This is a genomic window from Crossiella cryophila (genome assembly GCF_014204915.1).
Classification (GTDB): Bacteria; Actinomycetota; Actinomycetes; order Mycobacteriales; family Pseudonocardiaceae; genus Crossiella; species Crossiella cryophila.
Genome location: NZ_JACHMH010000001.1, coordinates 5,832,146 through 5,851,198, shown reverse-complemented (window position 1 = coordinate 5,851,198; position 19,053 = coordinate 5,832,146). Strand labels below are relative to the sequence as shown.

17 protein-coding genes are annotated in these 19,053 nt (G+C 71.0%); 4 read left to right on the top strand and 13 right to left on the bottom strand.

Annotation, left to right across the window (positions count from 1 at the left end; genetic code table 11):
- Nucleotides 1-603 (bottom strand): alpha/beta hydrolase, encoded by a 603-nt coding sequence (locus HNR67_RS25580; protein WP_185004761.1) that lies wholly within the window; start codon nucleotides 601-603, stop codon nucleotides 1-3.
- On the bottom strand, nucleotides 600-1,544 hold the full coding sequence (locus tag HNR67_RS25575; protein WP_185004760.1) for a ring-cleaving dioxygenase: 945 nt from the start codon (nucleotides 1,542-1,544) through the stop codon (nucleotides 600-602). Before HNR67_RS25575 ends, HNR67_RS25580 begins: the two co-directional genes overlap by 4 nt.
- A 77-nt stretch (nucleotides 1,545-1,621) precedes the next feature.
- Here HNR67_RS25575 and HNR67_RS25570 point away from each other — a divergent pair, with 77 nt between their 5' ends.
- The gene (locus HNR67_RS25570) at nucleotides 1,622-2,095 is read left to right on the top strand and encodes a MarR family winged helix-turn-helix transcriptional regulator (RefSeq protein WP_185004759.1); all 474 of its coding nucleotides are present in this window, start codon (nucleotides 1,622-1,624) and stop codon (nucleotides 2,093-2,095) included.
- 182 nt (nucleotides 2,096-2,277) lie between these two features.
- Here the strand turns inward: HNR67_RS25570 and HNR67_RS25565 are convergent, their stop codons facing one another.
- The gene (locus HNR67_RS25565) at nucleotides 2,278-2,442 is read right to left on the bottom strand and encodes a hypothetical protein (protein WP_185004758.1); all 165 of its coding nucleotides are present in this window, start codon (nucleotides 2,440-2,442) and stop codon (nucleotides 2,278-2,280) included.
- Nucleotides 2,443-2,625: 183 nt separating this feature from the next.
- On the opposite strand from HNR67_RS25565, the gene HNR67_RS25560 reads away from it, so the two are divergent.
- A complete protein-coding gene (locus tag HNR67_RS25560; protein WP_312988023.1) occupies nucleotides 2,626-3,870 on the top strand; it encodes a J domain-containing protein in 1,245 nt (414 codons plus the stop codon).
- A 16-nt stretch (nucleotides 3,871-3,886) separates the two neighbouring features.
- Here the strand turns inward: HNR67_RS25560 and HNR67_RS25555 are convergent, their stop codons facing one another.
- Together HNR67_RS25555 and HNR67_RS25550 are read right to left on the bottom strand one after the other, a co-directional pair.
- On the bottom strand, nucleotides 3,887-4,270 hold the full coding sequence (locus HNR67_RS25555) for a sunset domain-containing protein (RefSeq protein WP_185004757.1): 384 nt from the start codon (nucleotides 4,268-4,270) through the stop codon (nucleotides 3,887-3,889).
- A gap of 11 nt (nucleotides 4,271-4,281) precedes the next feature.
- Nucleotides 4,282-5,331 carry an OmpA family protein gene (locus HNR67_RS25550; protein ID WP_185004756.1) on the bottom strand — a complete coding sequence of 350 codons (1,050 nt, stop codon included), beginning with the start codon at nucleotides 5,329-5,331 and terminating at the stop codon, nucleotides 4,282-4,284.
- A gap of 139 nt (nucleotides 5,332-5,470) precedes the next feature.
- Here HNR67_RS25550 and HNR67_RS46355 point away from each other — a divergent pair, with 139 nt between their 5' ends.
- Entirely contained in the window at nucleotides 5,471-5,923 is a 453-nt protein-coding gene (locus tag HNR67_RS46355; RefSeq protein WP_185004755.1) for a YkvA family protein, read from the top strand.
- A 21-nt stretch (nucleotides 5,924-5,944) separates the two neighbouring features.
- On the opposite strand, the gene HNR67_RS25540 is transcribed toward HNR67_RS46355, so the two are convergent.
- Together HNR67_RS25540 and HNR67_RS45820 are read right to left on the bottom strand one after the other, a co-directional pair.
- Nucleotides 5,945-8,998 carry a discoidin domain-containing protein gene (locus HNR67_RS25540; protein ID WP_185004754.1) on the bottom strand — a complete coding sequence of 1,018 codons (3,054 nt, stop codon included), beginning with the start codon at nucleotides 8,996-8,998 and terminating at the stop codon, nucleotides 5,945-5,947.
- A 125-nt stretch (nucleotides 8,999-9,123) separates the two neighbouring features.
- The gene (locus HNR67_RS45820; RefSeq protein ID WP_185004753.1) at nucleotides 9,124-9,522 is read right to left on the bottom strand and encodes a winged helix-turn-helix transcriptional regulator; all 399 of its coding nucleotides are present in this window, start codon (nucleotides 9,520-9,522) and stop codon (nucleotides 9,124-9,126) included.
- 433 nt (nucleotides 9,523-9,955) lie between these two features.
- Here HNR67_RS45820 and HNR67_RS46350 point away from each other — a divergent pair, with 433 nt between their 5' ends.
- Entirely contained in the window at nucleotides 9,956-11,152 is a 1,197-nt protein-coding gene (locus tag HNR67_RS46350) for a sensor histidine kinase (RefSeq protein ID WP_185004752.1), read from the top strand.
- A gap of 739 nt (nucleotides 11,153-11,891) precedes the next feature.
- On the opposite strand, the gene HNR67_RS25525 is transcribed toward HNR67_RS46350, so the two are convergent.
- The 6 genes from HNR67_RS25525 to HNR67_RS25500 all read right to left on the bottom strand — a co-directional run bounded on the left by HNR67_RS25525 (nucleotide 11,892) and on the right by HNR67_RS25500 (nucleotide 19,024).
- Complete coding sequence (locus tag HNR67_RS25525) at nucleotides 11,892-13,376, bottom strand: PQQ-dependent sugar dehydrogenase (RefSeq protein WP_185004751.1); 1,485 nt, start codon at nucleotides 13,374-13,376, stop codon at nucleotides 11,892-11,894.
- 117 nt (nucleotides 13,377-13,493) lie between these two features.
- A complete protein-coding gene (locus tag HNR67_RS25520; protein ID WP_185004750.1) occupies nucleotides 13,494-14,906 on the bottom strand; it encodes a GH1 family beta-glucosidase in 1,413 nt (470 codons plus the stop codon).
- A 16-nt stretch (nucleotides 14,907-14,922) separates the two neighbouring features.
- Nucleotides 14,923-15,924: an ABC transporter ATP-binding protein gene (locus HNR67_RS25515; RefSeq protein WP_185004749.1), complete on the bottom strand. Its 1,002-nt coding sequence runs from the start codon at nucleotides 15,922-15,924 to the stop codon at nucleotides 14,923-14,925.
- Nucleotides 15,921-16,922, bottom strand: a complete 1,002-nt coding sequence (locus HNR67_RS25510; protein ID WP_185004748.1) for an ABC transporter permease — start codon at nucleotides 16,920-16,922, stop codon at nucleotides 15,921-15,923. The genes HNR67_RS25515 and HNR67_RS25510 overlap by 4 nt, the downstream gene beginning before the upstream one ends.
- Before the next feature lie 3 nt (nucleotides 16,923-16,925).
- Nucleotides 16,926-17,906: an ABC transporter permease gene (locus tag HNR67_RS25505; protein WP_185004747.1), complete on the bottom strand. Its 981-nt coding sequence runs from the start codon at nucleotides 17,904-17,906 to the stop codon at nucleotides 16,926-16,928.
- Entirely contained in the window at nucleotides 17,903-19,024 is a 1,122-nt protein-coding gene (locus HNR67_RS25500) for an ABC transporter ATP-binding protein (RefSeq protein ID WP_185004746.1), read from the bottom strand. Before HNR67_RS25500 ends, HNR67_RS25505 begins: the two co-directional genes overlap by 4 nt.
- Nucleotides 19,025-19,053 lie beyond the last annotated feature (29 nt).

The window sequence follows — 19,053 nt, the reverse complement described above, 5'->3', positions numbered from 1 at the left end:
TCAAATGGACAGCCAGCTCGCGGCGGCGCGGGCGGCTTCCAGGGTGAGCTGGTGCCCGCCGGGGTGGCGGAACGGGGTGACCGCGGCGCCGCGCGCCCGCAGCAGCGCGTCCAGGCGTTGCACCGAGTCCAGCGGGGCCATCTGGTCGGCGGTGCCGTTGGCCAGGAACACCCGGCTGCCACTGAGGTCCGTGCCCGGGTCCTCCGGCAGTGGGCTCATCCCGGCGAACAGGGCGGCCTCCGACAGCACCTCCGGGCGCAGCAGCGCGGTGGCGGCGGCGATGTTGGCGCCGTTGGAGAAACCCACCGCGACCAGCCGTCGCCCGGCCAGCCCGTACTCGGCCTGGGCGGCCAGGATGAACTCGGCCAGTTCGTGTGCGCGGCGGCGGACGTCCTCGTGGTCGAAGACACCCTCGGCCAGCCTGCGGAACCAGCGGGCCATGCCGTGTTCGGAGACCGGCCCGCGCGGGGCGAGCACCGTCGCGGCCGGGTCGAGGTGCTCGGCCAGGCCCAGGAGGTCCTCGGGGCCGCCGCCGGTGCCGTGCAACAGCAGCAGCACCGGTGCGGCCGGGTCGCCCTCGCGGAACTTGTGCTCGAGGTTCATTCCGGCAGCCGCAGCGTGGGCAGGGCGTGCTGGATCTGCTCGCGGCTGGGCTCCAGCCACGGCGGCAGCTTGAGCGCGCGCCCCAGTTCCAGCAGCGGTTCGTCGGCGGCGAAACCGGGTCCGTCGGTGGCCACCTCCAGGAGGGTGCCGCCGGGCTCGCGGAAGTAGATGGACCGGAAGTACTGCCGGTCCAGGATCTCGGTGACCCGCACCCCTCGGTCGAGGAGTTCGTCCCGCCAGGACACCTGGGTGGCCTCGTCCGGCACCCGCCAGGCCACGTGGTGCACGGTGCCCACCGCGACCACCCCGCGCTCGCCCTTGGGCCGCACGAGCACGTCCACCAGCGCGCCGGGACCGCCGTCGCCTGCCTCGAAGCGCAGCCGGTTGTCCTCCTGGCCGAGGAAACGCAGGCCGAGGTCGTCGGTGAGGGTGCCGGCGGTGGCTTCCTCCGCGGTGACCGACAGGGTCACCGAGTGCAGGCCGCGGATGGCGTGCTCCGGCGGCACCAGGCCGTGGTCCCACGGGTCCCGCGGGTCCTCCTGGGGGTGGGCGACCAGGGCCAGTTCCAGGCCGTCGGGGTCGCGGAAGAGCAGTGCCTCCTCGCCATCACGGCCCTTGATGTCGCTGACCTGGGCGCCCGCCGCGGCCAGATGCCGCCGCCACCAGCCCAGCGAGGCCTCAGGCACGGAGAAGGACGTGGTGGTCGCCTGCCCGGTGCCGATCCGGCCCTTGGGGGCGTCCTTCCACGGGAAGAAGGTGATGAGCGAACCCGGCCGGCCGGAACCGTCGCCGTAGTAGAGGTGGTAGGTGCCGGGGTCGTCGAAGTTGACCGTCGTCTTGACCAGGCGCAGACCCAGTGCGCGCAGGTAGAAGTCGACGTTGCGCTGGGGGTCGCCACCGATCGCCGTCACGTGGTGCAACCCGCTGGTCTGGATGCTCATGGCGGCAACGCTACGCCCCATTTATCTTCCGCGCAAGATACTTCTACGGAAGCGGTTCGCCGGATAGACTGGCGGGCATGAGCAAGCAGGAGAACATCGCCGATGACGACATCATCACCTGGTGGGGCCTGGTGATCGAGGGTTACCTGGCCACCCAGGAGCGGTTGATGAGCGAGATCGCGGAGAAGTTCGGCCTGCAACCGGCGCCCTTCGACATCCTGCTGCGCCTGGTCCGCTCCCCCGGCCACCGGATGCAGATGACCCGGCTGGCCACCGAGGCCGCGCTCACCAGCGGCGGGTTCACCAAGGTGGCCGACCGCATGGTCAAGGCCGACCTGATCCGCCGGGAACCGTGCGAGACCGACCGCAGGGTCACCTACGCGGTGCTCACCGAGCACGGGCTGGCGGTGGCGGCGGCGGCCCGCCGCACGGGCGCGGACAACCTGCGCCGCACCGTGCTCACCCCGCTCGGGTCCGAGCAGGCCGCCGCCCTCGCCGAAGCCATGCGCACGCTGCGCGAGACCAACGGCACGCGCTCGACGGTGAGCTGAGGGGGAACTCTCCCTGGACCGGGCCGGGCCTCAACGGGGTGGGGGCGCGGCGCTGGTGCGCGGGATCACCGCGTCAGCGCCTCGATGCCGTGCCACACCGGAAATCACCCGGTCGGGGAGCCTAATACTGTCGGCCCTTGGTCTCCGAGATCATCGAGACCGGGGCGTTATTACGAAACGAGTCAGTCCAGTCCGCGGACAATGTGCGGCTCGAAGGTGTCGTCGTCGAGCAGCCACTGCGGGATCGGGCTCCGTCCCCGGCCGCCTGACCTGGCCGCACGCTCGGCCTGGACCGGGAGTCCGACCTTGGGCGCCTGCTCGGTGCGTTCTCGGACCTGTTCCATCATCTCGGCTACCGCCTTTCGTGTGTGTCGGCTATCACGTTAGAGGAAGAGGTGCCTTTCGCGCGCGGGTATATGCAGAACACTGGTCGAAATACGGATCGCTTATCACTCCTTCCGCCGCGCAGGGTGGAGTCGGTTGATCATCTTCCGCGGGCACCCCATAGGGTGTTCGCGCAGACACGGAAGGTGGGCGGGATCGTGGGCGCGGTCGACTATTACGAGCTGCTCGGCGTCGGCCGGACCGCGACCACGGCGGAGATCAAAACCGCCTATCGGGCGCTGGCCAAGGTCATGCACCCGGACGCCGGGGGCACCTCCGGCTCGTTCCGGTTGCTGCGCGAGGCCTACGAGACCCTCAACGACCCGGAGCGCCGCGCGGACTACGACCGCGGCGACGACGGTGACACTTCCTGGGAAGACGACTGGGACGAGGAAGAGGACTGGGTCGACGAGTCCGACATCGAGGTCACCGTCGAGACCCCGGAACCACCGCGCCGCGGCACCCGGCAGCGCGCCCGGCCGTGGCCGCGCACCGGATCCGCCAGGCGCACCAGGACCTTCGGCCCGGACCCGGAGTTCACCCCGGCGATGCCGAGGCTGGACCCGGACACGATCCCGTGGTGGCCCGAGGTGGACCCGGTGGAGCGGATCCGCCTGGTGCCGCCCACCGGCCCCGGCCACGGCCCCGCGTTCGGCTCGCTGGCGGTCTGGCTGCTGATGTGGGTGCTGCTGCCGGTGCTGACCGGCTCGGTGTGGCTGATCGGGTTGTGGCTGGCGGTCTTCGCCGTGGTCACCGGGGTCACCCTGCACCTGTGGCGCAATCAGCTGGCGGCCAGTCGCACCGATCGGGAGTTCACCGCGGAGTTCGGCATCCGCACCGTCTTCGGCCGTCCTGGCGCGGAGGAGGGCGATGTCGCCGAGCAGCTCACCGCGCGGCTGCTGGGCCGGTACCTGACCCGGCTGCCCGGGGTGCGCATCTTCCACGGGCTGGCCTGGCCGGACTCGGTGTTCGCCGACATCGACCACGCCGTGCTGTGCGGGCGGCGCCTGGTGCTGATCGAGTCGAAGCTGTGGCTGCCGGGGCACTACACCGCGGACGAGGCGGGTGACCTGCGGCGCAACGGACACGCCTACCGCGGTGGCGGCACCCGGCTGCCCGAGGGCGTGGAGGCGTTCCGCGATCTGCTGCCCGAGGTGGAGGTGCGCGGGGTGCTGGTGCTGTACCCGAACCGGGCCGGGGAGATCACCACCGGCGAGGCGCCCGAGGTGCCCGCGCCGCCGATGAGCCCTGAGCAGTTCATCACCGAGATCGGGCAGTGGCTGGCCGCGGAGCCGAGCACGGTGGACCGGGACCTGTTCCGGGTGGTGCTGGGTCAGGTCGTGCGGCCGGAGGGCGTGGCCACGCCGCCCCGGCCACGAGCGGAATCGTGACCGGGACGGGCGGCGGTCAGCGCACGGCTTCGGCGCGGCGGCGGGCCACTCCGGCGGTGTAACCGGCCTGCTCGGCCTCGGCGACCGAGGCGAACCAGATGTCGCCCTTGGTGCGGTTGAAGTAGGGCGAGTCCGGGGTGTGGTACCGCTTGGTGCGGGTGTTGCCCTTCACCGCGGCCTCGACCGGTTCGGGGAGCACCTGGACCGGGATCTCCGGCTCCGCCAAGGACATCGGCGGTTCCGGCGTCTCCACCGGGGCTGACGCCGGGGCCGGTGCCGGGGCGGGTGCGGCGGCGCGGCGTTCGGCGAGCGGGCGTACCAGGAGCAGCCAGCTCACCAGTCCGCCGATCAGGAAGGCGGCCAGGCACAGCAGGAAGACCTGCCAGAACAACCACATCATCGTTGCAGCTCCTAGCTGACGGTGACCCGCGCGCGGCGCAGGTGCGGGACGAAGGTCTCGGGGCCGGGCTCGACCCTGGCGACCGTGCTGACCAGTTCGCGCGGAACCCCTTGGGCCACCAGGAGATCGCGCACCAGGTCGGCCCGGCGGCCGGCCAGCCGGCGCGGGTCGACACCCGGCGGCTGTTCCTCGGAGGCCCAGGCGGTCACCGTGATCAGCGATTTGGGCGCCACCCGCAGCAGCCTGCCGATCCGCTCGAGCAGGGCGGCGCCGTGGCCCTCGCCCCAGCGCACGGTGGCCGCCTCGAAGTTGACCCCGCCGCTGCCGTCGATCATCCGGCCCACCGCGGCGTCCAGGGCTCGGATATCCACAGTGGACGGATGGGGTGGCGGTCCGACGGTCAGTCCACCGGCCTGCACCGGGCCGAACTCGCTGCCGCGCAACCGTTCCAGGAGCACGTTGCGCTGGTCGGCATCGGCCACCACGCCGCGCACGGTGACCCCGTCGGGCCGGATCGCGACGGTGAGGTCCGCGCCGCGGGCCTCGGCGGCGGCCTGGGCGACGGCGGCCAGGGCGGTGCTGGCGAAGGCGGGTCCGGTGCCGGGGACGGGCAGGGTGAGGTCGGTGACCCGGTGGCCTGGGCAGCGGGCGATGATCTCCTCAAGCAGGCGGCCGGTGGCCAGCACGCTGTGCCCGGTGGCCGAGACGAGCAGTTCGCCGTCGCGGACCCGCAGCAGCACCGGGGTGGGCGCGAGTTCGCGCACCACCACCGAGTCCACCCCCGGCAGGTTGGCCACCATGGTGCTCACCGCGGCCAGCCGCTCCCCCGGTAACCCGGCCAGGCTCAGCTCGCGGCCCACCGCGGCCACCTGGGCGTCGGGGTGCCCGGCGCCGCCGAGGGCGTCCTCGGCGGTGGTGACGAGTTCGCGTTCGATCCGGGGTCCGGCCACCGCGACGCCGAGTCCGGCCAGCAGCGCGGGCACCGTGACCGCGGTCAGGGTCCAGCCGATCCACTGTGGACGGGGCTGGTGCGGTGGCGGGTCTGCTGCTGTCTGGTCCATGGGGACCGGGTTGTAGCGAAGCGCGCCAGGATTGCGCCAGTTCGCTCCGGGCTATCCTGGTGACACGCCGGATAGTTCACCTGGTTCAGCGATCAGTTGGCCGGGAACCGTTGTCCGGTCAAGGAGTGGGGGAGGTCGGGTGCTCGTTCTCGGGGTGGCGCTGCTCGCACTGGGCGGACTGGCCTTCTGGCGGCTGGATTCCAGTGTGCTGTGGATGGCGCCGAACACGGTGGGCATCGTGCTGACCGTGCTGGGCGGACTGGCGCTGATCGGTGGGATCATCCGCGCGATCCGGCGCCGCAAGGGCCTGGGTTCACCGAGCACCGTGGCGCGGGTGCGGGCGTTGCCGCGGATGCTGCGCGCGATGCGTCAGCGCCGCTATCCGGCCCCGCCGTGGTCCAAGCGGTTGTTCTGGATCGCCGGGATCATCTACATCATCTCCCCGATCGACCTGCTGCCCGAGGTGTTCCTGCCGATCATCGGCCTGACCGACGACGTCGGCCTCGGCGCGTTCCTGCTGGCCCAGCTGCGCACGGAGACCGGCCGGTTCGTCGAGGTGGAGCGCGGACGGCCCGTCCCCCCGCTGGACTGAGGGAACGGGCCGCGCCCGGGTTCACCAGCCGGTGCGGCCGGATCCGAACTGGTGCAGCGGGTTGCCGTAGACCGGCGGCACCGGCCGTCCGGCGTCGATGTGCGCCCGGATCTCGGCCCGCTGGGCCGGGGTGGCGCCCAGGTCGAACGGGATGTCCCAGGCCTCGTTGGCGTCTTCGAGGATGTCCTGGCCGCCGGGGCGGAGCACGTCGGAGAGCAGCCGCGGCAGCTGCCACGGCAACTTGCCGCTGGGCTGGAAGTCGCCGAAGAGCAGGCTGGCCACCGCGGGTCCCATCTCCTCGCCGCCGCGGTAGGTCACCACGATCGCGCCGGCCTGGTCCTGCCATTCGGTGATCACGTAGGGCCTGGGCATGACCAGCGCGACCACCACCGGGATGCCCCGGCGCCGGAAGTCCTGGATGAGCGCGAGCTGGTCCGGGGGCAGGAAGGGCTGTTCCTTCACCCAGTTCGTGCCATGGGTGTAGGAGGTCTCCCCCACCGCGACCACGGCGAGTCTCGGATTGGGCGCGGTGTCCTGGTGCACGGTGACCCCGGCCGCCTCGGCGCGGGAGCGGATCGCGGCGAGCATGGTCTGCGAGCCGTACTCCTCGTGGAAGAAGCTGGTCCAGATGCAGCAGGCCGCCTTGTCGTCGGCGCGGGGTCCGGCGACCACGATGTTGTCGCCGCGGTTGAGCCGCAGCGGCAGCACACCGTCGTTCTTGAGCAGGGTCAGCGCTTCGCGGGAGGCCTGGTTGGCGAGCTGGACGTGGCCGGGCTGGTGGAACCGGTACGGGCCGTTGACCGGATCGCCGTAGGGCGCCTCGAAGACGCCCAGGCGGAACTTCAGCGACAGCACCCGCCGGACCGCGTCGTCGATGCGGGGCAGTGGGACGCCGGCGATGAACTGGCCGATGGAGTAGCCGGGCGCGCCGGGATCCGCGCCGCCCATGACGTCGGAGCCGGCGTTGGCCGCGCCGACCCAGGACCCGGACGGCAGCCAGTCGGTGGTGATCAGTCCGGTGTAGCCGAGGTGCTGCCGCAGGTAGGCCAGGATCTTGGCGCTGTCGCCCGCGCCGGGGCCGCCGGGATCGAGGAAGGAGCTGCCAGCGTAGCCGGGCATGATGTTGACCGCGCCGGCCTCCAGCGCGGCCCGGAACGGGATCATGTGGTACTTGATCGTCACCCCGTCGTAGACGATCAGCGCCTCCCCGCCCGCGCCCTCGCCCGGCCAGTGCTTCACCGTGGCCAGCACCGAGTTCGGGTTCAGTTCCGGCCCGCCCTGCAGGCCGGAGACGAGTGCGCGGACCTGGGCGGCGGCCACCTGGGCGTCCTCGCCGTTGCCCTCCTGGATCCGCGGGTAGAGCACCTTGGTGCCGACCTCGGCGATCGGTCCGAGGGTGCCGCGGGCGCCGACCTCGAGTTGTTCGCGGCGTTGCATGTCGCCGAGCCGGTGGGTCAACAGGTGGTTCCCGGCGGCGGCGAGTCCGCTCTGGGTGGGGTAGGTGGTCTTGTAGCCGCTGACGGTGTCCCCGGCGGTGACGAACGGGATGCCCAGGCGGGTCCCACTGGCGGCCAGGAGGGTGTTGTGCAGGTCCTGGGCGTCGGCCGGGCCGAAGTGCCACCCCGAATTAGGGAAGCGCTGGGCGTTGTAGAACAGCTGGTACGCCTTCTCCTCGGTGGTCATCCGGCCGAGCAGATCGTCCACCCTGGCCTGCACGGGCAGCCGCCAGTTCTCATACGGCTGGATCGCGCCGTCCCGGTTGAGGTCCCGGCTGCCGCCGATCAGGCCGATGCCGTCGGCGACGGTTTCCAGGGTGGGCTTGTACAGGCTGAAGGTGTGACTGGCCGAGACCTGGGTGCCGCCGCCGGTCACCGCGAGGACGTGCCAGCGGTAGGTCCAGCGGTCGGGGATGTCCCAGGCCGGGGTGTAGGTCGGCACCGTGGTCTCGGCGACCTTGGTGTGCAGGTCAAGGAGGTTCCCGGGGGCGGTGTAGTCGTAGTCGGCGCGGCTGACGTTGAGCCACAGCTCATAGCGGGTCGCGCCGGGCACGGCGGACCAGCGGAACTCCGGGCGGCGGGTGTCGGTGATCATGGCCTGGTCGCCGGGGGCGTGCAGGGCGAACCGGGCCGGGCCACCGGGCGGGCGGGTCGGCGCGGACAGCAGCGGCGGGGTGCTCGCGGTGTTGTCCACGGTGCCCAGCACCTGGAGTTCCCACAGCGAATAGCCGTACCCGGTGGCCCTGGTGACGCCGGTCCAGCGCAGGTACCGGCCGCTGCCCGCGGCGGTGATCCGTTCCACGCCACCGGTGCCCTCGGCCGTGCTGTGCAGCGGCCGCCAGGCGGTGCCGTCGTCGGAGACCTCCAGGCGATACGCCCTGGCGTAGGCGCCCTCCCAGTGCAGCACCAGGCCGGTGATCTGGGCGCGGCCGCCGAAGTCGATCCGCAGCCACTCGTTGTCGTTGCCGAACTGACTGGACCACCGGGTGCCCAGCCGCCCGTCCAGTGCGGCCGCCGGGGCGTTGCCGCCCTCGTGCGAGGAGGCGCTGACCTGGGCGTAGGCGGCGATGTTGGCGCTGGGCGCGGTGCCGTAGACCTGGAACTCCCACAGCGAGTAGCCGTAGCCGGTGGCGCGGCCGAGTCCGACCCAGCGCACGTAGCGGGCCACCCCGGCCACGGCCAGGGTCTGCGTGCCGGGGGTGCCCGCGCCGGTGTGCGGGCTGGTCCAGGCCGAGCCGTCGGTGGAGAACTCGAGCCGGAACCGGGTGGCGTAGGCGGCCTCCCAGTGCAGCGTGATCCGGTCCACGGTCACCGGGGCGCCCAGGTCGACCTGGAGCCACTGCGCGTCAGCGGCCTGACTGGACCAGCGGGTGCCCGGATCGCCGTCGGTGGCCGCGGCAGGCACCATGACCGCGTTCTCCACCGAGGAGGCGGTGGTCGGTTTCCCTTGGGAGACAAGGACTCCCTCGGCTCGGGCGGGCGCGCCGCCGACGAGCAGCCCGCCACTGACCAGGGCGAGCAGCAGCAGGAACACCAGTGCGGGATGACGGAGTGACCCGCGATGGGATGCAGGGGACATGGCGACTCCAGGCGTTCGACGACGATGTCGGCACACTGCTGAGAGCGCTCTCTCCGCGATTCTGGGCCGTTCTGAATCGTGTCGTCAACCGGTTCCGCCAAGGTTGCCGCGTTTGGCCGAAGTGGCTACGGCCGGGCGTCGAACTCCGCCCGGTTACGCTCGATCCGGGACGCGGTGTGCACCGCCCAGTCCGAGAGCGCGGACAGCGGCACCAGGAGGCCGCGCCCGAGTTCGGTCAGCTCGTACTCCACCCCTGGCGGCACGGTCGGGAACACGGTGCGGGCGACGAGGCCGTCGCGTTCCAGGCTCCGCAGGGTGAGGGTGAGCATGCGGCGACTCAGGCCCTCCATGGCGCGGTGCAGTTCGTTGTAGCGATGCGGACGCTGGTTCAACAGCACCAGCACGAGCACGGTCCAGCGGTCGCCAATGCGCTGGAACACCCCGGAGACCGGACAACTCGCCTGCTCGTCCAGGGGCACCGGAGCGGGCAGTCGCGCGGTGAGCATCGAGGGCGTGACGGACATGGCTCCAGGTTATTCACCGAACAAAAAGTAGACTGACCGGTTTCAATTTTCTGGTGCGCCGATTAGCCCGAAGGGACGCACCCCGCCCGCGGCCGCGGTGCGTAGCATCGATCGGCGGGTCATCGATTGCACATGCGGTTTCGTGTCCTGACGTCGTTCGCGGGGTCGCCAGGACCCGGAACCGATAAGTCCGGTGACCACTTCACCGCTCCAGGGTCCGGACCGGTCCGGACCAGGCGCCGCTCCCGGCTGCCCACATGGGCAGCGGAATGCGACCAAAGGAGCACCCGGTGCCCCGAACGACAACGTTCGTAGGGACTTGAGGGGGCCGAAAGGCGTTTCTCTCACCTGAACCGACCATCCAGTCAGTACCGTTCTCGGTGTGCAGGCACCTTCCCGCCGGCCATGGTGGCCACCGCGCCGGGCTAGACCCGTGGACGCGGCGGCCGCGCTTGCCCTGCTCGCCATCGGACTGCTCCCCCCACTACTCGGTTCACTGTGGTGGCCCGCCGACGCCTACCCACCCGCCGGGGTGCTGCTGCAGGCCGTCGCCAGCGTGCTGGTCTTCACCCGCGCCACCACTCCCGCCCTGGTCGCCTTCGGCCTCACCGGCGCCGCACTCGCCGAACTGGCCGCCCCCGGCCTGCTCCTGCCCCCCGACCTGCTCGCGGTCCCCTGGCTGGCCGCCGCGCTCACCGTCGCCGCCGTCACCATCCCCCGCGCCCTCCAGCCCTACTGGTGGCCCCTGGTCGCCGCCGCGGCCGTGCTGGCCGCCCGCCCCTGGCACCCGGAACTCGCCGAGATCACCACCGGCATCCTGCTCACCCTGGTCCCCGTGCTCCTGGGCCGGCACCTGCTGGCCCGCCGCTCCCTGGCCCGAGCCGAGTCCGAACGAGCCGAACGAGCCGCCACCGAGTCCCGCCTGCTGGCCGAACAGGCCCGCGCCGACCAACGAGTCCGCCTGGCCGGCGAGATGCACGACGTGCTCACCCACCGGGTCAGCCTGATGGTCCTGCAAGCGGGCGCCCTGCGGATGACCGCCCCCGACGAGGCCACCCGCCAGGCCGCCGAAGACCTCCGCGCCGCAGGCTGCCACGCCCTGGACGAACTCCGTGACCTGGTAGGCATCCTCCGCACCCTCCCAGCCAAGAGCGCCAACGGCGAGGCGGCCGTGGAGGCCCCCGCCACCGCCCTCCCCGACCTGACCGCCCTGGTCGCCGAAACGGTCTCGGTAGGCATCGGCGTCGACCTGGTCCAGGACGGCTCCCCCGTGCACACCTCCCCCGTAGTGGGCCGCACCGCCTTCCGCATCGTCCAGGAAGCCCTGGCCAACGTCCGCAAACACGCCCCAGGCACCCAGGTCCGCGTCCAGGTCCGCTACGGCGCCGACCGAGTCTGGCTCAGCATCCGCAACACCGCCCCACCCCGCCCCCCAACCCCCATCCACCTCCCCAAATCCCCCGGCCCCGCCACCGGCGGCGGCCTACTGGGCCTACGCCAACGAGTAGCCCTGGTCAGCGGCACCATCAACGCGGGCCCCCGCCCCGACGGCGGCTTCTCGGTAGACGCCATCCTCCCCGCCTACATGCCCAGCGGCTCCCACGCCGACCTAGCCCGCCACGTCCGCTAACCCCAGGCCCCCACCCGGTGTGTTGGCCGTTCTGGTACGGCGTGTTGGCCGTTGTTGTACGCCGTGTTGGCCGTTTTTGTACGGCGTGTTGGCGGTTGTGGACGGGGCGGCGGTGGGTGTTGAGGGGGCAGCGGGCGGGCAGGCGGGCGAAGCCCGGAGGCAGGCGGCCAGGTGGTGATGGGCGCGTGGGCGGGCGAAGCCCGGGACATGGCGGCCGGGCATTTCCAGACACGGAGGCGGGCGAAGCCCGGGAACGATGCGGCTAGGCCGTTCGAACGCGCCGCGACCGGGCGAAGCCCGCACACAAGCAGCCGGGGTGGCTTTTCAAACCCCACCTGAGCGGTTCCCCATCCCCGTCAGCCTGGAGAGGACACACCGCATCCTGGGCGCGCGGACCCGCAACCCGCCGCCGCCCTAGCCACCCAACCGCAGGGGTCCGCGCGCCCAGGATGTGGTTTGGTATCGGAAGGCTGACGGGGATGGGGAACCGCACGAGCACTGCTCTCTGCCCTTGACTTTGAACCTCCCCCCATCCTTTGATTCCTGCCCGTCCGGCGAGGACGCCCTTGATCTTGATCTTCCGCTCGTGCACCAACCCGCCCACAACGGCCAACACCCCGTACAACAACGGCCAACACGCCGTACCAGAACGGCCAACACGCCGGGTGGAGCAGCGCTGGGCGGGCTGTCGGGCGGGCTGGGACCGCCCGCCCGACAACCTCAGCTCACCAGCCCGAGATCACCGGATCTCGCTACGCAAGATCCGATCCGACCCAGGCCCCTGCCCCCCATTCCCATCAGCGTTCGTCGTCCCGATCCAGATCGCGTTCGCCCCCGGCACCTTCACCACGGACCGCAACCGCCCGAACGAGTTGAAGTGCGCGGTAGTGGCCCCCGCGCTCGTCCCGTTCAGCTCCACCCGCCACAGCCGCTGCCCCCGCAACGCCGCGACATAGGCCGTGTCGTTCACGATCGCCAGCGAGGACGGCGATGCCTCCGCGGTGGTCCAGGTCCGCTTCGGGTTCTCCATCCCGCTGACCCCGCAGTTGCCCTCGCACTGCGGCCATCCGTAGTTGCGTCCCGGCAGGATCAGGTTCAACTCATCCGTCGACACGTTGCCCAGCTCGGCCGACCACAACCGCCCGGCCGAGTCCCAGGCCAGCCCCTGGGCGTTGCGATGCCCGTAGCTGTAGACCAGCGAGTTGAACGGGTTGCCCGGCGCCGCCGCGCCGGTCCGGGTGAACCGCAGGACCTTGCCTGCCGGGCTGTTCAGGTTCTGCGCCAGGCTGGTGTTCTGCGCGTCACCGGTGGTGGCGTACAGGAACCCGTCCGGGCCGAACTTGAGCTGTCCGCCGTTGTGGAAGCGGCTGGCAGGCAGGTTGTTGACGATGATCTGGCGGTTGCTCAACGTGGTGCCGTTGAAGCTCATCCGCACGATCCGGTTGGCCTGCGCGCCACCGTCGTTGGAGGTGTGGAAGAAGAACACGTCCTGGTCGCTGGAACCGTTCCAGCCGGGCGAGACCGCCACACCCATCAGACCGCCCTCACCGCCGGTGGTGGTGCTGTTGGGCACCGTGCCGACCTGGGTCTTGCTGCCGTTGAGCCCGGCCCGGAACACCCGGAAGGTGTCCCGCTCGGTCACCAGCGCGGACTGGCCGTCGGGCAGGAAGGAGACCGCCCACGGGATGGACCAGCCGGTGCTGACGTTGGCCGGGGGCTGCGGGTTGCCGCGGCCGGGCACCGGCGCGGTGTCCACGTCCAGGGCGTCCAGGTTGGGGCCGCCGGTGGCGGTGGCCCCGGTGGCCCGGATGGTGTTGGACCCGGCGTTGAGCGCGGCGTTGATCGTCACGCTCTGGTAGTTGGTCCAGCCGTTGCTGGGGAAGGCCAGGTCGTTGGAGACCAGGTTGCCGTTGACGGTGATGTCCAGCGGCCGGTTGGCCCCGCCGCCGTTGGCGTAGCGGAAGGCGAGCACCGCGTTGCTCGTGGCGGAGGCGGCGTTCACCGTCCACTCGACGTAACTGCCCGCCACATTGTCGTTGTTGACGAAGCCGGTGCCGCTGAACCCGGCGTGGTTGGACTCCACCAGTCCCTGGGAGATGGTGGCGTTCTCGGCCTCGTACCTGACCGGCGCCGCGCCCGCTGGCAGCGCGGGCAGGACCAGGCCACCCGCCAGGACCACCACCGGCAGCGCCACTCTGGTAAGCGCTTTCAAGCCAGTTCTCATAACCGTTCCTCTCAAGGTGTGCAGTGAGGGAAAGCGGTTTCCCGTGGCGGCGGGAGTGTGCGGGAGAACCGTGCTACATGGTGCGGCAGCCGGACCGGCCGCCGCACCCGCCATTCGTCAGGTTCCGGATCGAACCTGCCGGATGGTGTCCCGGTACCAGAGCGCGCTGCGCTTGGGGGTGCGCTGCTGGGTCTGGTAGTCGACGCGGACGATGCCGAAGCGCTTGTCGTAGCCGTAGGACCACTCGAAGTTGTCCATCAGCGACCAGGCGAAGTAGCCCCGGATGTCCGCGCCCTGATTGCGCGCGGCCGCGACCGCGCCGATGTGCGTGCGGAAGTAGTCGGTGCGGCCCTCGTCCTCGACGAAGTCCTCCGCGTCGGGGGTGTCCACGAAGGCCGAGCCGTTCTCGGTGATCACCATCGGCACGCCGGGGTAGTCCTTGCTCAGCCGCACCAGCAGTTCGGTGAACCGCTCGGGCACGATCTCCCAGCCCATCGCGGTGACCGGCTTGCCCTGCGGGATCTGGCGTTCCACCGGGTTGCCCTCGGCGTCGCGGGTGTTGCCGTGCTCGTCCCGGCCGGAGAAGACGTGGCCGGAGTAGAAGTTCACCCCGAGCACGTCGATGGGCGCCGCGATGATCTCCAGGTCACCGTCCCGGATGGGCAGTTCGATCTTGCGCTCGGCCAGGTCGGCGACGATGTCGGCGGGGTATTGCCCGCGCAGCAACGGGTCCAGGTAGATCCGGGCGCCGAGGCCGTCGGCGCGGCGGGCGGCCTCCCGGTCCTCGATGGAGTCGGTGGCCGGGGTGGCGGTGCCCATGTTGAGGGTGATGCCGAACTCGTGCTCCGGCTTGCCCGCGGCGCGCATCCGCTGGGTGGCCAGGCCGTGGCCGAGCAGCAGGTGGTGCACGGCGTGGATGGCGTCGGGGAAGTGCTGCCGCCCTGGCGCCTGGCGGCCTTCCCAGTAGCCGAGCATGGCCGAGCACCAGGGTTCGTTGAGGGTGGTCCACTCGCGCACCCGGTCCTGCAGCTTGTCGAAGACCAGCATGGCGTAGTCGGCGAAGCGGTAGGCGGTGTCGCGCACCGGCCAGCCGCCGGCGTCCTCCAGTTCCTGCGGCAGGTCCCAGTGGTACAGCGTCACCCAGGGCGCGATGTCCTTGGCCAGCAGCTCGTCGACCAGGCGGTCGTAGAAGCCGAGTCCCTTGACGTTGACCGGCCCGGTGCCGCCGGGCTGGACCCTGGGCCAGGAGACGGAGAAGCGGTAGGTGTCCACGCCGAGGGAGCGGATCAGCTCGACGTCCTCGGGCATCCGGTGGTAGTGGTCGCAGGCGACGTCGCCGTGGTCGCCCTCGTGCACCATGCCCGGGGTGCGGCAGTAGGTGTCCCAGATGGAGGCGGTGCGCCCGTCCTCGAACGCGGCGCCCTCGATCTGGTAGGCCGAGGTGGCCACCCCCCACCGGAACGACGGCGGCAGGGTCCGGATCTGCTGCTCCGCCAGGCTTCCGGCCGGGGCCGCGGTGGTGATGTCCACGCTGTCTCCTTCTCGCTCAGGTCGGAACTCGGTCGCCCACGTGCAGGTGGCACGCCACGGTGCGTTCGGCGGTGCCGGCTGGCGGGCCGAGCACGGGAACCCGTTGCGCGCACGGCTCGAACGCCTGTGGACAGCGGGGGTGGAACGAGCATCCGCTGGGCAGCGCCCGGGGGTCCGGTGGCGAACCCGGGATCCCGGTCAGCTCCCGGCGCGGTCCGCGCAGGGCGGGGAAGGAGTGCAGCAGGCCGTCGCTGTAGGGGTGCAGCGAGTCCCGGTAGAGCTGCGTCGAGGGGGCCTGCTCGACGATGCGTCCGCCGTACATGACCGCGATCCGGTCGGCGAACTCCACCAGCAACGACAGGTCGTGCGTGATGAACAGGACGGAGAAGTCGAGTCGTTCGCGGAGGTCGACGAGCTGGCGCAGGATCTGCCGCTGGGTGACCACGTCCAGCGCGGTGGTCGGCTCGTCCATGATCACGATCTGCGGTTGCAGCGCCAGCGCCATGCCGATCATGACGCGTTGGCGCATGCCGCCGGAGAGCTGGTGCGGGTAGGCGTCCAGGCGATCCGCCGAGATGCCGACCAGATCCAGCAGTTCTTTCGCGCGGGCGCGGCGGGCGGCGCGGGTGCTGCCCGGTTCGTGCGCCTTGATCACGTCGGTGAGCTGGGTGGAGACCTTGTGCACGGGGTTGAGCGAGTTCATCGCGCCCTGGAAGACCAGCGAGGTCTCCGCCCAGCGGAACCGGCGCAGTTCCGGGATGGACAGTCGCAGGATGTCCACCGGTTCGCCGTTGGGGTCGTGGTAGATGACCTGGCCGGAGCGCACCACGCCGGGCGGGGGCAGCAGCCGGGTGAGTCCGTAGGCCAGGGTGGATTTGCCGCTGCCGCTCTCCCCGGCCAGGCCGAGCACCTCGCCGCGGTGCAGGGTCAGGTTGACCTCGCGGACCGCGCGCACGGCCTGCTCGCCCACGCCGTAGTCGACGTTGAGGTCCTTGATCTCCAGTACCGGCCTGCTCATCGCGCACCGTCCTTTGTGGACTCCCCGAGGACGGGGGTGAAGCCGACCCGCATCCGGACCACCTTGCCGTCGGGGCCGCGGGCGCGGCGGCCGCCGGAGCTGCGCAGGCGTGGGCTGACGAACTCGTCGATGCCGAAGTTCAGCAGGGACAACGCGGTGCCCAGCAACGCGATGGCCAGGCCAGCGGGCACGAACCACCACCAGGCGCCCTGGGCCAGTGCCTGCTGGCTCTGTGCCCAGAACAGGATGGTGCCCCAGTTCCATTCGGAGATGCCGGAGACGCCGATGAAGGCCAGGGTGATCTCCGACATCACCGCGAAGATGACCGTGCCGACGAAGTTGGAGGCGATCACCGCGGACAGGTTGGGCATGATCTCGAACAGGATGATCCGCCAGGTCGGTTCGCCGGTGGCGCGGGCGGCCTCGACATAGTCCCTGCGCCGCAAGGACAAGGTCTGCGCGCGCAGCACCCTGGCGCCCCAGGCCCAGGAGGTGAAGCCGATGACCATGGCCACGGTGATGTCGCCGGTGCCGGGCAGGGTCGCGGTGACGATGATGACCAGGGGCAGCGCGGGCAGCACCAGGAAGACGTTGGAGACCATGGACAGGCTCTCGCCGACCGCGCCGGAGAGGTAGCCGGAGGTGACGCCGACGAGCACGGCCAGCACCGAGGCCACTCCCCCGGCGAGGAAGCCGACCAGGATGACGCTGCGCGCGCCGACCAGGATCTGGCTGAAGATGTCCTGGCCGATGTGCGTGGTGCCGAACCAGTGCGCGGCCGAGGGCGGTTCCAGCAACGCCGAGCTGCGCTGGGACGGGTCGTAGGGCGCGATCCAGGGCCCGATGACGGCCAGCAGCACGAAGAAGCCGATGAGCAGCAGTCCGATGAGGGTTTTGCTGTTGCTGGCGAAGCGGAATCGGCGCCGCTTGTTCGCGAGCAGCGGTTCTCCTGGTGGTCGCGCGGCCGCGGCGAGCAGGTCGGTGGTGGGCATGGCCATGGCTCAGCCCTCCTTGCGGGTGCGCGGGTCGAGGGCGAGGTAGGCCAGGTCGGCCAGCAGGTTGGCGACCAGCACGGAGAGGGTGATCACCAGGAAGATGCCCTGCAGCAGCGGGTAGTCCTTGGCGCCGACGGCCTGGAAGAGCTGGAAGCCCACCCCGGGATAGGAGAAGACGATCTCCACCAGCAGGGTGCCGCCGACGATGAAGCCAAGGGACAGCGCGAGGCCGGAGACGTTGGGCAGCACCGCGTTGCGCGCGGCGTAGCTGAGCGCGACCCGGCTTTCGGACAGGCCCTTGGCGTGCGCGACGGTGACGTAGTCCTCGGCGGCCACGGTGACCATCATGTTGCGCATGCTGAGGATCCAGCCGCTCATCGAGGAGATGATGATCGTGATCGCGGGCAGGATGCTGTGGTAGAGCGCGCTGCCGATGAACTCCAGGTCCCAGCCGGGCACCAGGCCGGCCTCGAAGCCGCCGGAGGCCGGGAAGGCGCCGTCGATGCCGGCGAAGAGGCTGATGGCGATCAGGCCGAGCCAGAAGTAGGGCACCGAGGACAGGAAGGTGGTCACCGGCAGCACCAGGTCCACCCAGGAGCCGCGCCGCCACCCGGCGAGCACGCCGAGGCCGGTGCCGATGAGGAAGCTGGCGATGGTGGTGATGCCGACCAGGATCACCGTCCACGGCAGGCTTTGCGCGAGCACGTCGGAGACCGGGGAGGGGAAGAAGGTGAAGGACAGGCCGAGGTCGCCGCTGAGCAGCTGACCGCAGTAGTCCAGGTACTGCTCGAAGATGCCCTGGTCGCCGTCGAGTCCGAAAAGGACATACAGTGACTGGATGTTCTCCGCGCTGATCGCGCCCTGCTGGCGGGAGATCAGCGAGGTGACCGGGTCGCCGGGGATGAGCCTGGGGATGAAGAAGTTGATGGTCACCGCGGCCCAGGCGGTGAACAGGTAGAACGCCAGGCGCTGGAGCACGTATCTCACGAGACCGGCTCCCCCGCGGGTTCCCCTGCCGACTCGCGGGCCGGATCGTCGACCGCGTACAGCCAGCAGGCGGCCCAGTGTCCGGCGCCGTCGCCGATGTCGAAGCGGGGCGGGACCTCGGTGCGGCAGCGGGCCATCGCCTGCGGGCAGCGCGGGTGGAACCGGCAGCCGGCGGGCGGGTCGATCAGGCTGGGCGGCTCGGCGCGGGCGTTGTCCTTGCCCAGCGCGGCCAGCGAGTCCACCTTCTCCGGCAGGTCGTTCTCGTGCGCGCCGCGGTCCGGGTCGGGGGCGGAGTCGATGAGCAGCCGGGTGTAGGGGTGCGCCGGGTGCTGGGTGAGCGTCTCGCTGTCGCCGCCCTCCACGATCCGGCCCGCGTACATCACCAGGGTCTCATCGGCGAAGTAGCGGGCCGATGCGATGTCGTGGGTGATGTAGAGGATGGCCAGTTGCAGGCGTTCCTTGAGGTCCCGCAACAGGTTGAGCACGCCGAGCCGGATGGAGACGTCCAGCATGGACACCGGTTCGTCGGCCAGCAGCGCGTCCGGGTCGGCGCCGAGGGCGCGGGCGATGGCCACCCGCTGGCGCTGGCCGCCGGAGAGTTCGTGCGGGAACTTGTCGAGGTAACGCTCGGGCGGGGTCAGCGAGACCCTGGTGAGCAGTTCCCGCAACGCGGTCTCCAGCTCGGCCCGGTTCCTGCCGCCGTTGCCGTGGATCTTCAGGGCCCGGCCGAGGTGGTAGCGCACGGTGTGCACCGGGTTCAGCGAGGCGAACGGGTCCTGGAAGATCAGCTGCACTTTTTTGCTGTAGGCGCGGAACTTCCGGCCGCCGCGCACGGTGACCGGCTCGCCGTGCAGCCGGATCTCGCCGCTGGTGCGCGGGTAGAGCTGGGCCAGCAGCCTGGCCACCGTGGACTTGCCCGAGCCGGACTCGCCCACCAGCGCGGTGACCCGGCCCCTGCGCAGCCGCAGGGTGACCTGTTCCACCGCGTGCACGGTCCGTGCCGTGCCCTTGACCACCTCTCGGGCCGCCCTGCGGACCGGGAAGTGTTTGGTCAGGGCCTCGGCTTCCAGCACCACCGCCGTAGTGCCGGAAGCCGAGGCAATCGTGCTCTCACTCATCCCCGTGAGTCCTCCTGTCCTTCCCAGGC

Bases quoted from the DNA above. Each gene is read 5' to 3' on its own strand.
- HNR67_RS25580 (WP_185004761.1), bottom strand. From the start codon at position 603: ATGAACCTCGAGCACAAGTTCCGCGAGGGCGACCCGGCCGCACCGGTG.
- HNR67_RS25575 (WP_185004760.1), bottom strand. From the start codon at position 1,544: ATGAGCATCCAGACCAGCGGGTTGCACCACGTGACGGCGATCGGTGGC.
- HNR67_RS25570 (WP_185004759.1), top strand. From the start codon at position 1,622: ATGAGCAAGCAGGAGAACATCGCCGATGACGACATCATCACCTGGTGG.
- HNR67_RS25565 (WP_185004758.1), bottom strand. From the start codon at position 2,442: ATGATGGAACAGGTCCGAGAACGCACCGAGCAGGCGCCCAAGGTCGGA.
- HNR67_RS25555 (WP_185004757.1), bottom strand. From the start codon at position 4,270: ATGATGTGGTTGTTCTGGCAGGTCTTCCTGCTGTGCCTGGCCGCCTTC.
- HNR67_RS25550 (WP_185004756.1), bottom strand. From the start codon at position 5,331: ATGGACCAGACAGCAGCAGACCCGCCACCGCACCAGCCCCGTCCACAG.
- HNR67_RS25540 (WP_185004754.1), bottom strand. From the start codon at position 8,998: ATGTCCCCTGCATCCCATCGCGGGTCACTCCGTCATCCCGCACTGGTG.
- HNR67_RS45820 (WP_185004753.1), bottom strand. From the start codon at position 9,522: ATGTCCGTCACGCCCTCGATGCTCACCGCGCGACTGCCCGCTCCGGTG.
- HNR67_RS25525 (WP_185004751.1), bottom strand. From the start codon at position 13,376: ATGAGAACTGGCTTGAAAGCGCTTACCAGAGTGGCGCTGCCGGTGGTG.
- HNR67_RS25515 (WP_185004749.1), bottom strand. From the start codon at position 15,924: ATGAGCAGGCCGGTACTGGAGATCAAGGACCTCAACGTCGACTACGGC.
- HNR67_RS25510 (WP_185004748.1), bottom strand. From the start codon at position 16,922: ATGGCCATGCCCACCACCGACCTGCTCGCCGCGGCCGCGCGACCACCA.
- HNR67_RS25500 (WP_185004746.1), bottom strand. From the start codon at position 19,024: ATGAGTGAGAGCACGATTGCCTCGGCTTCCGGCACTACGGCGGTGGTG.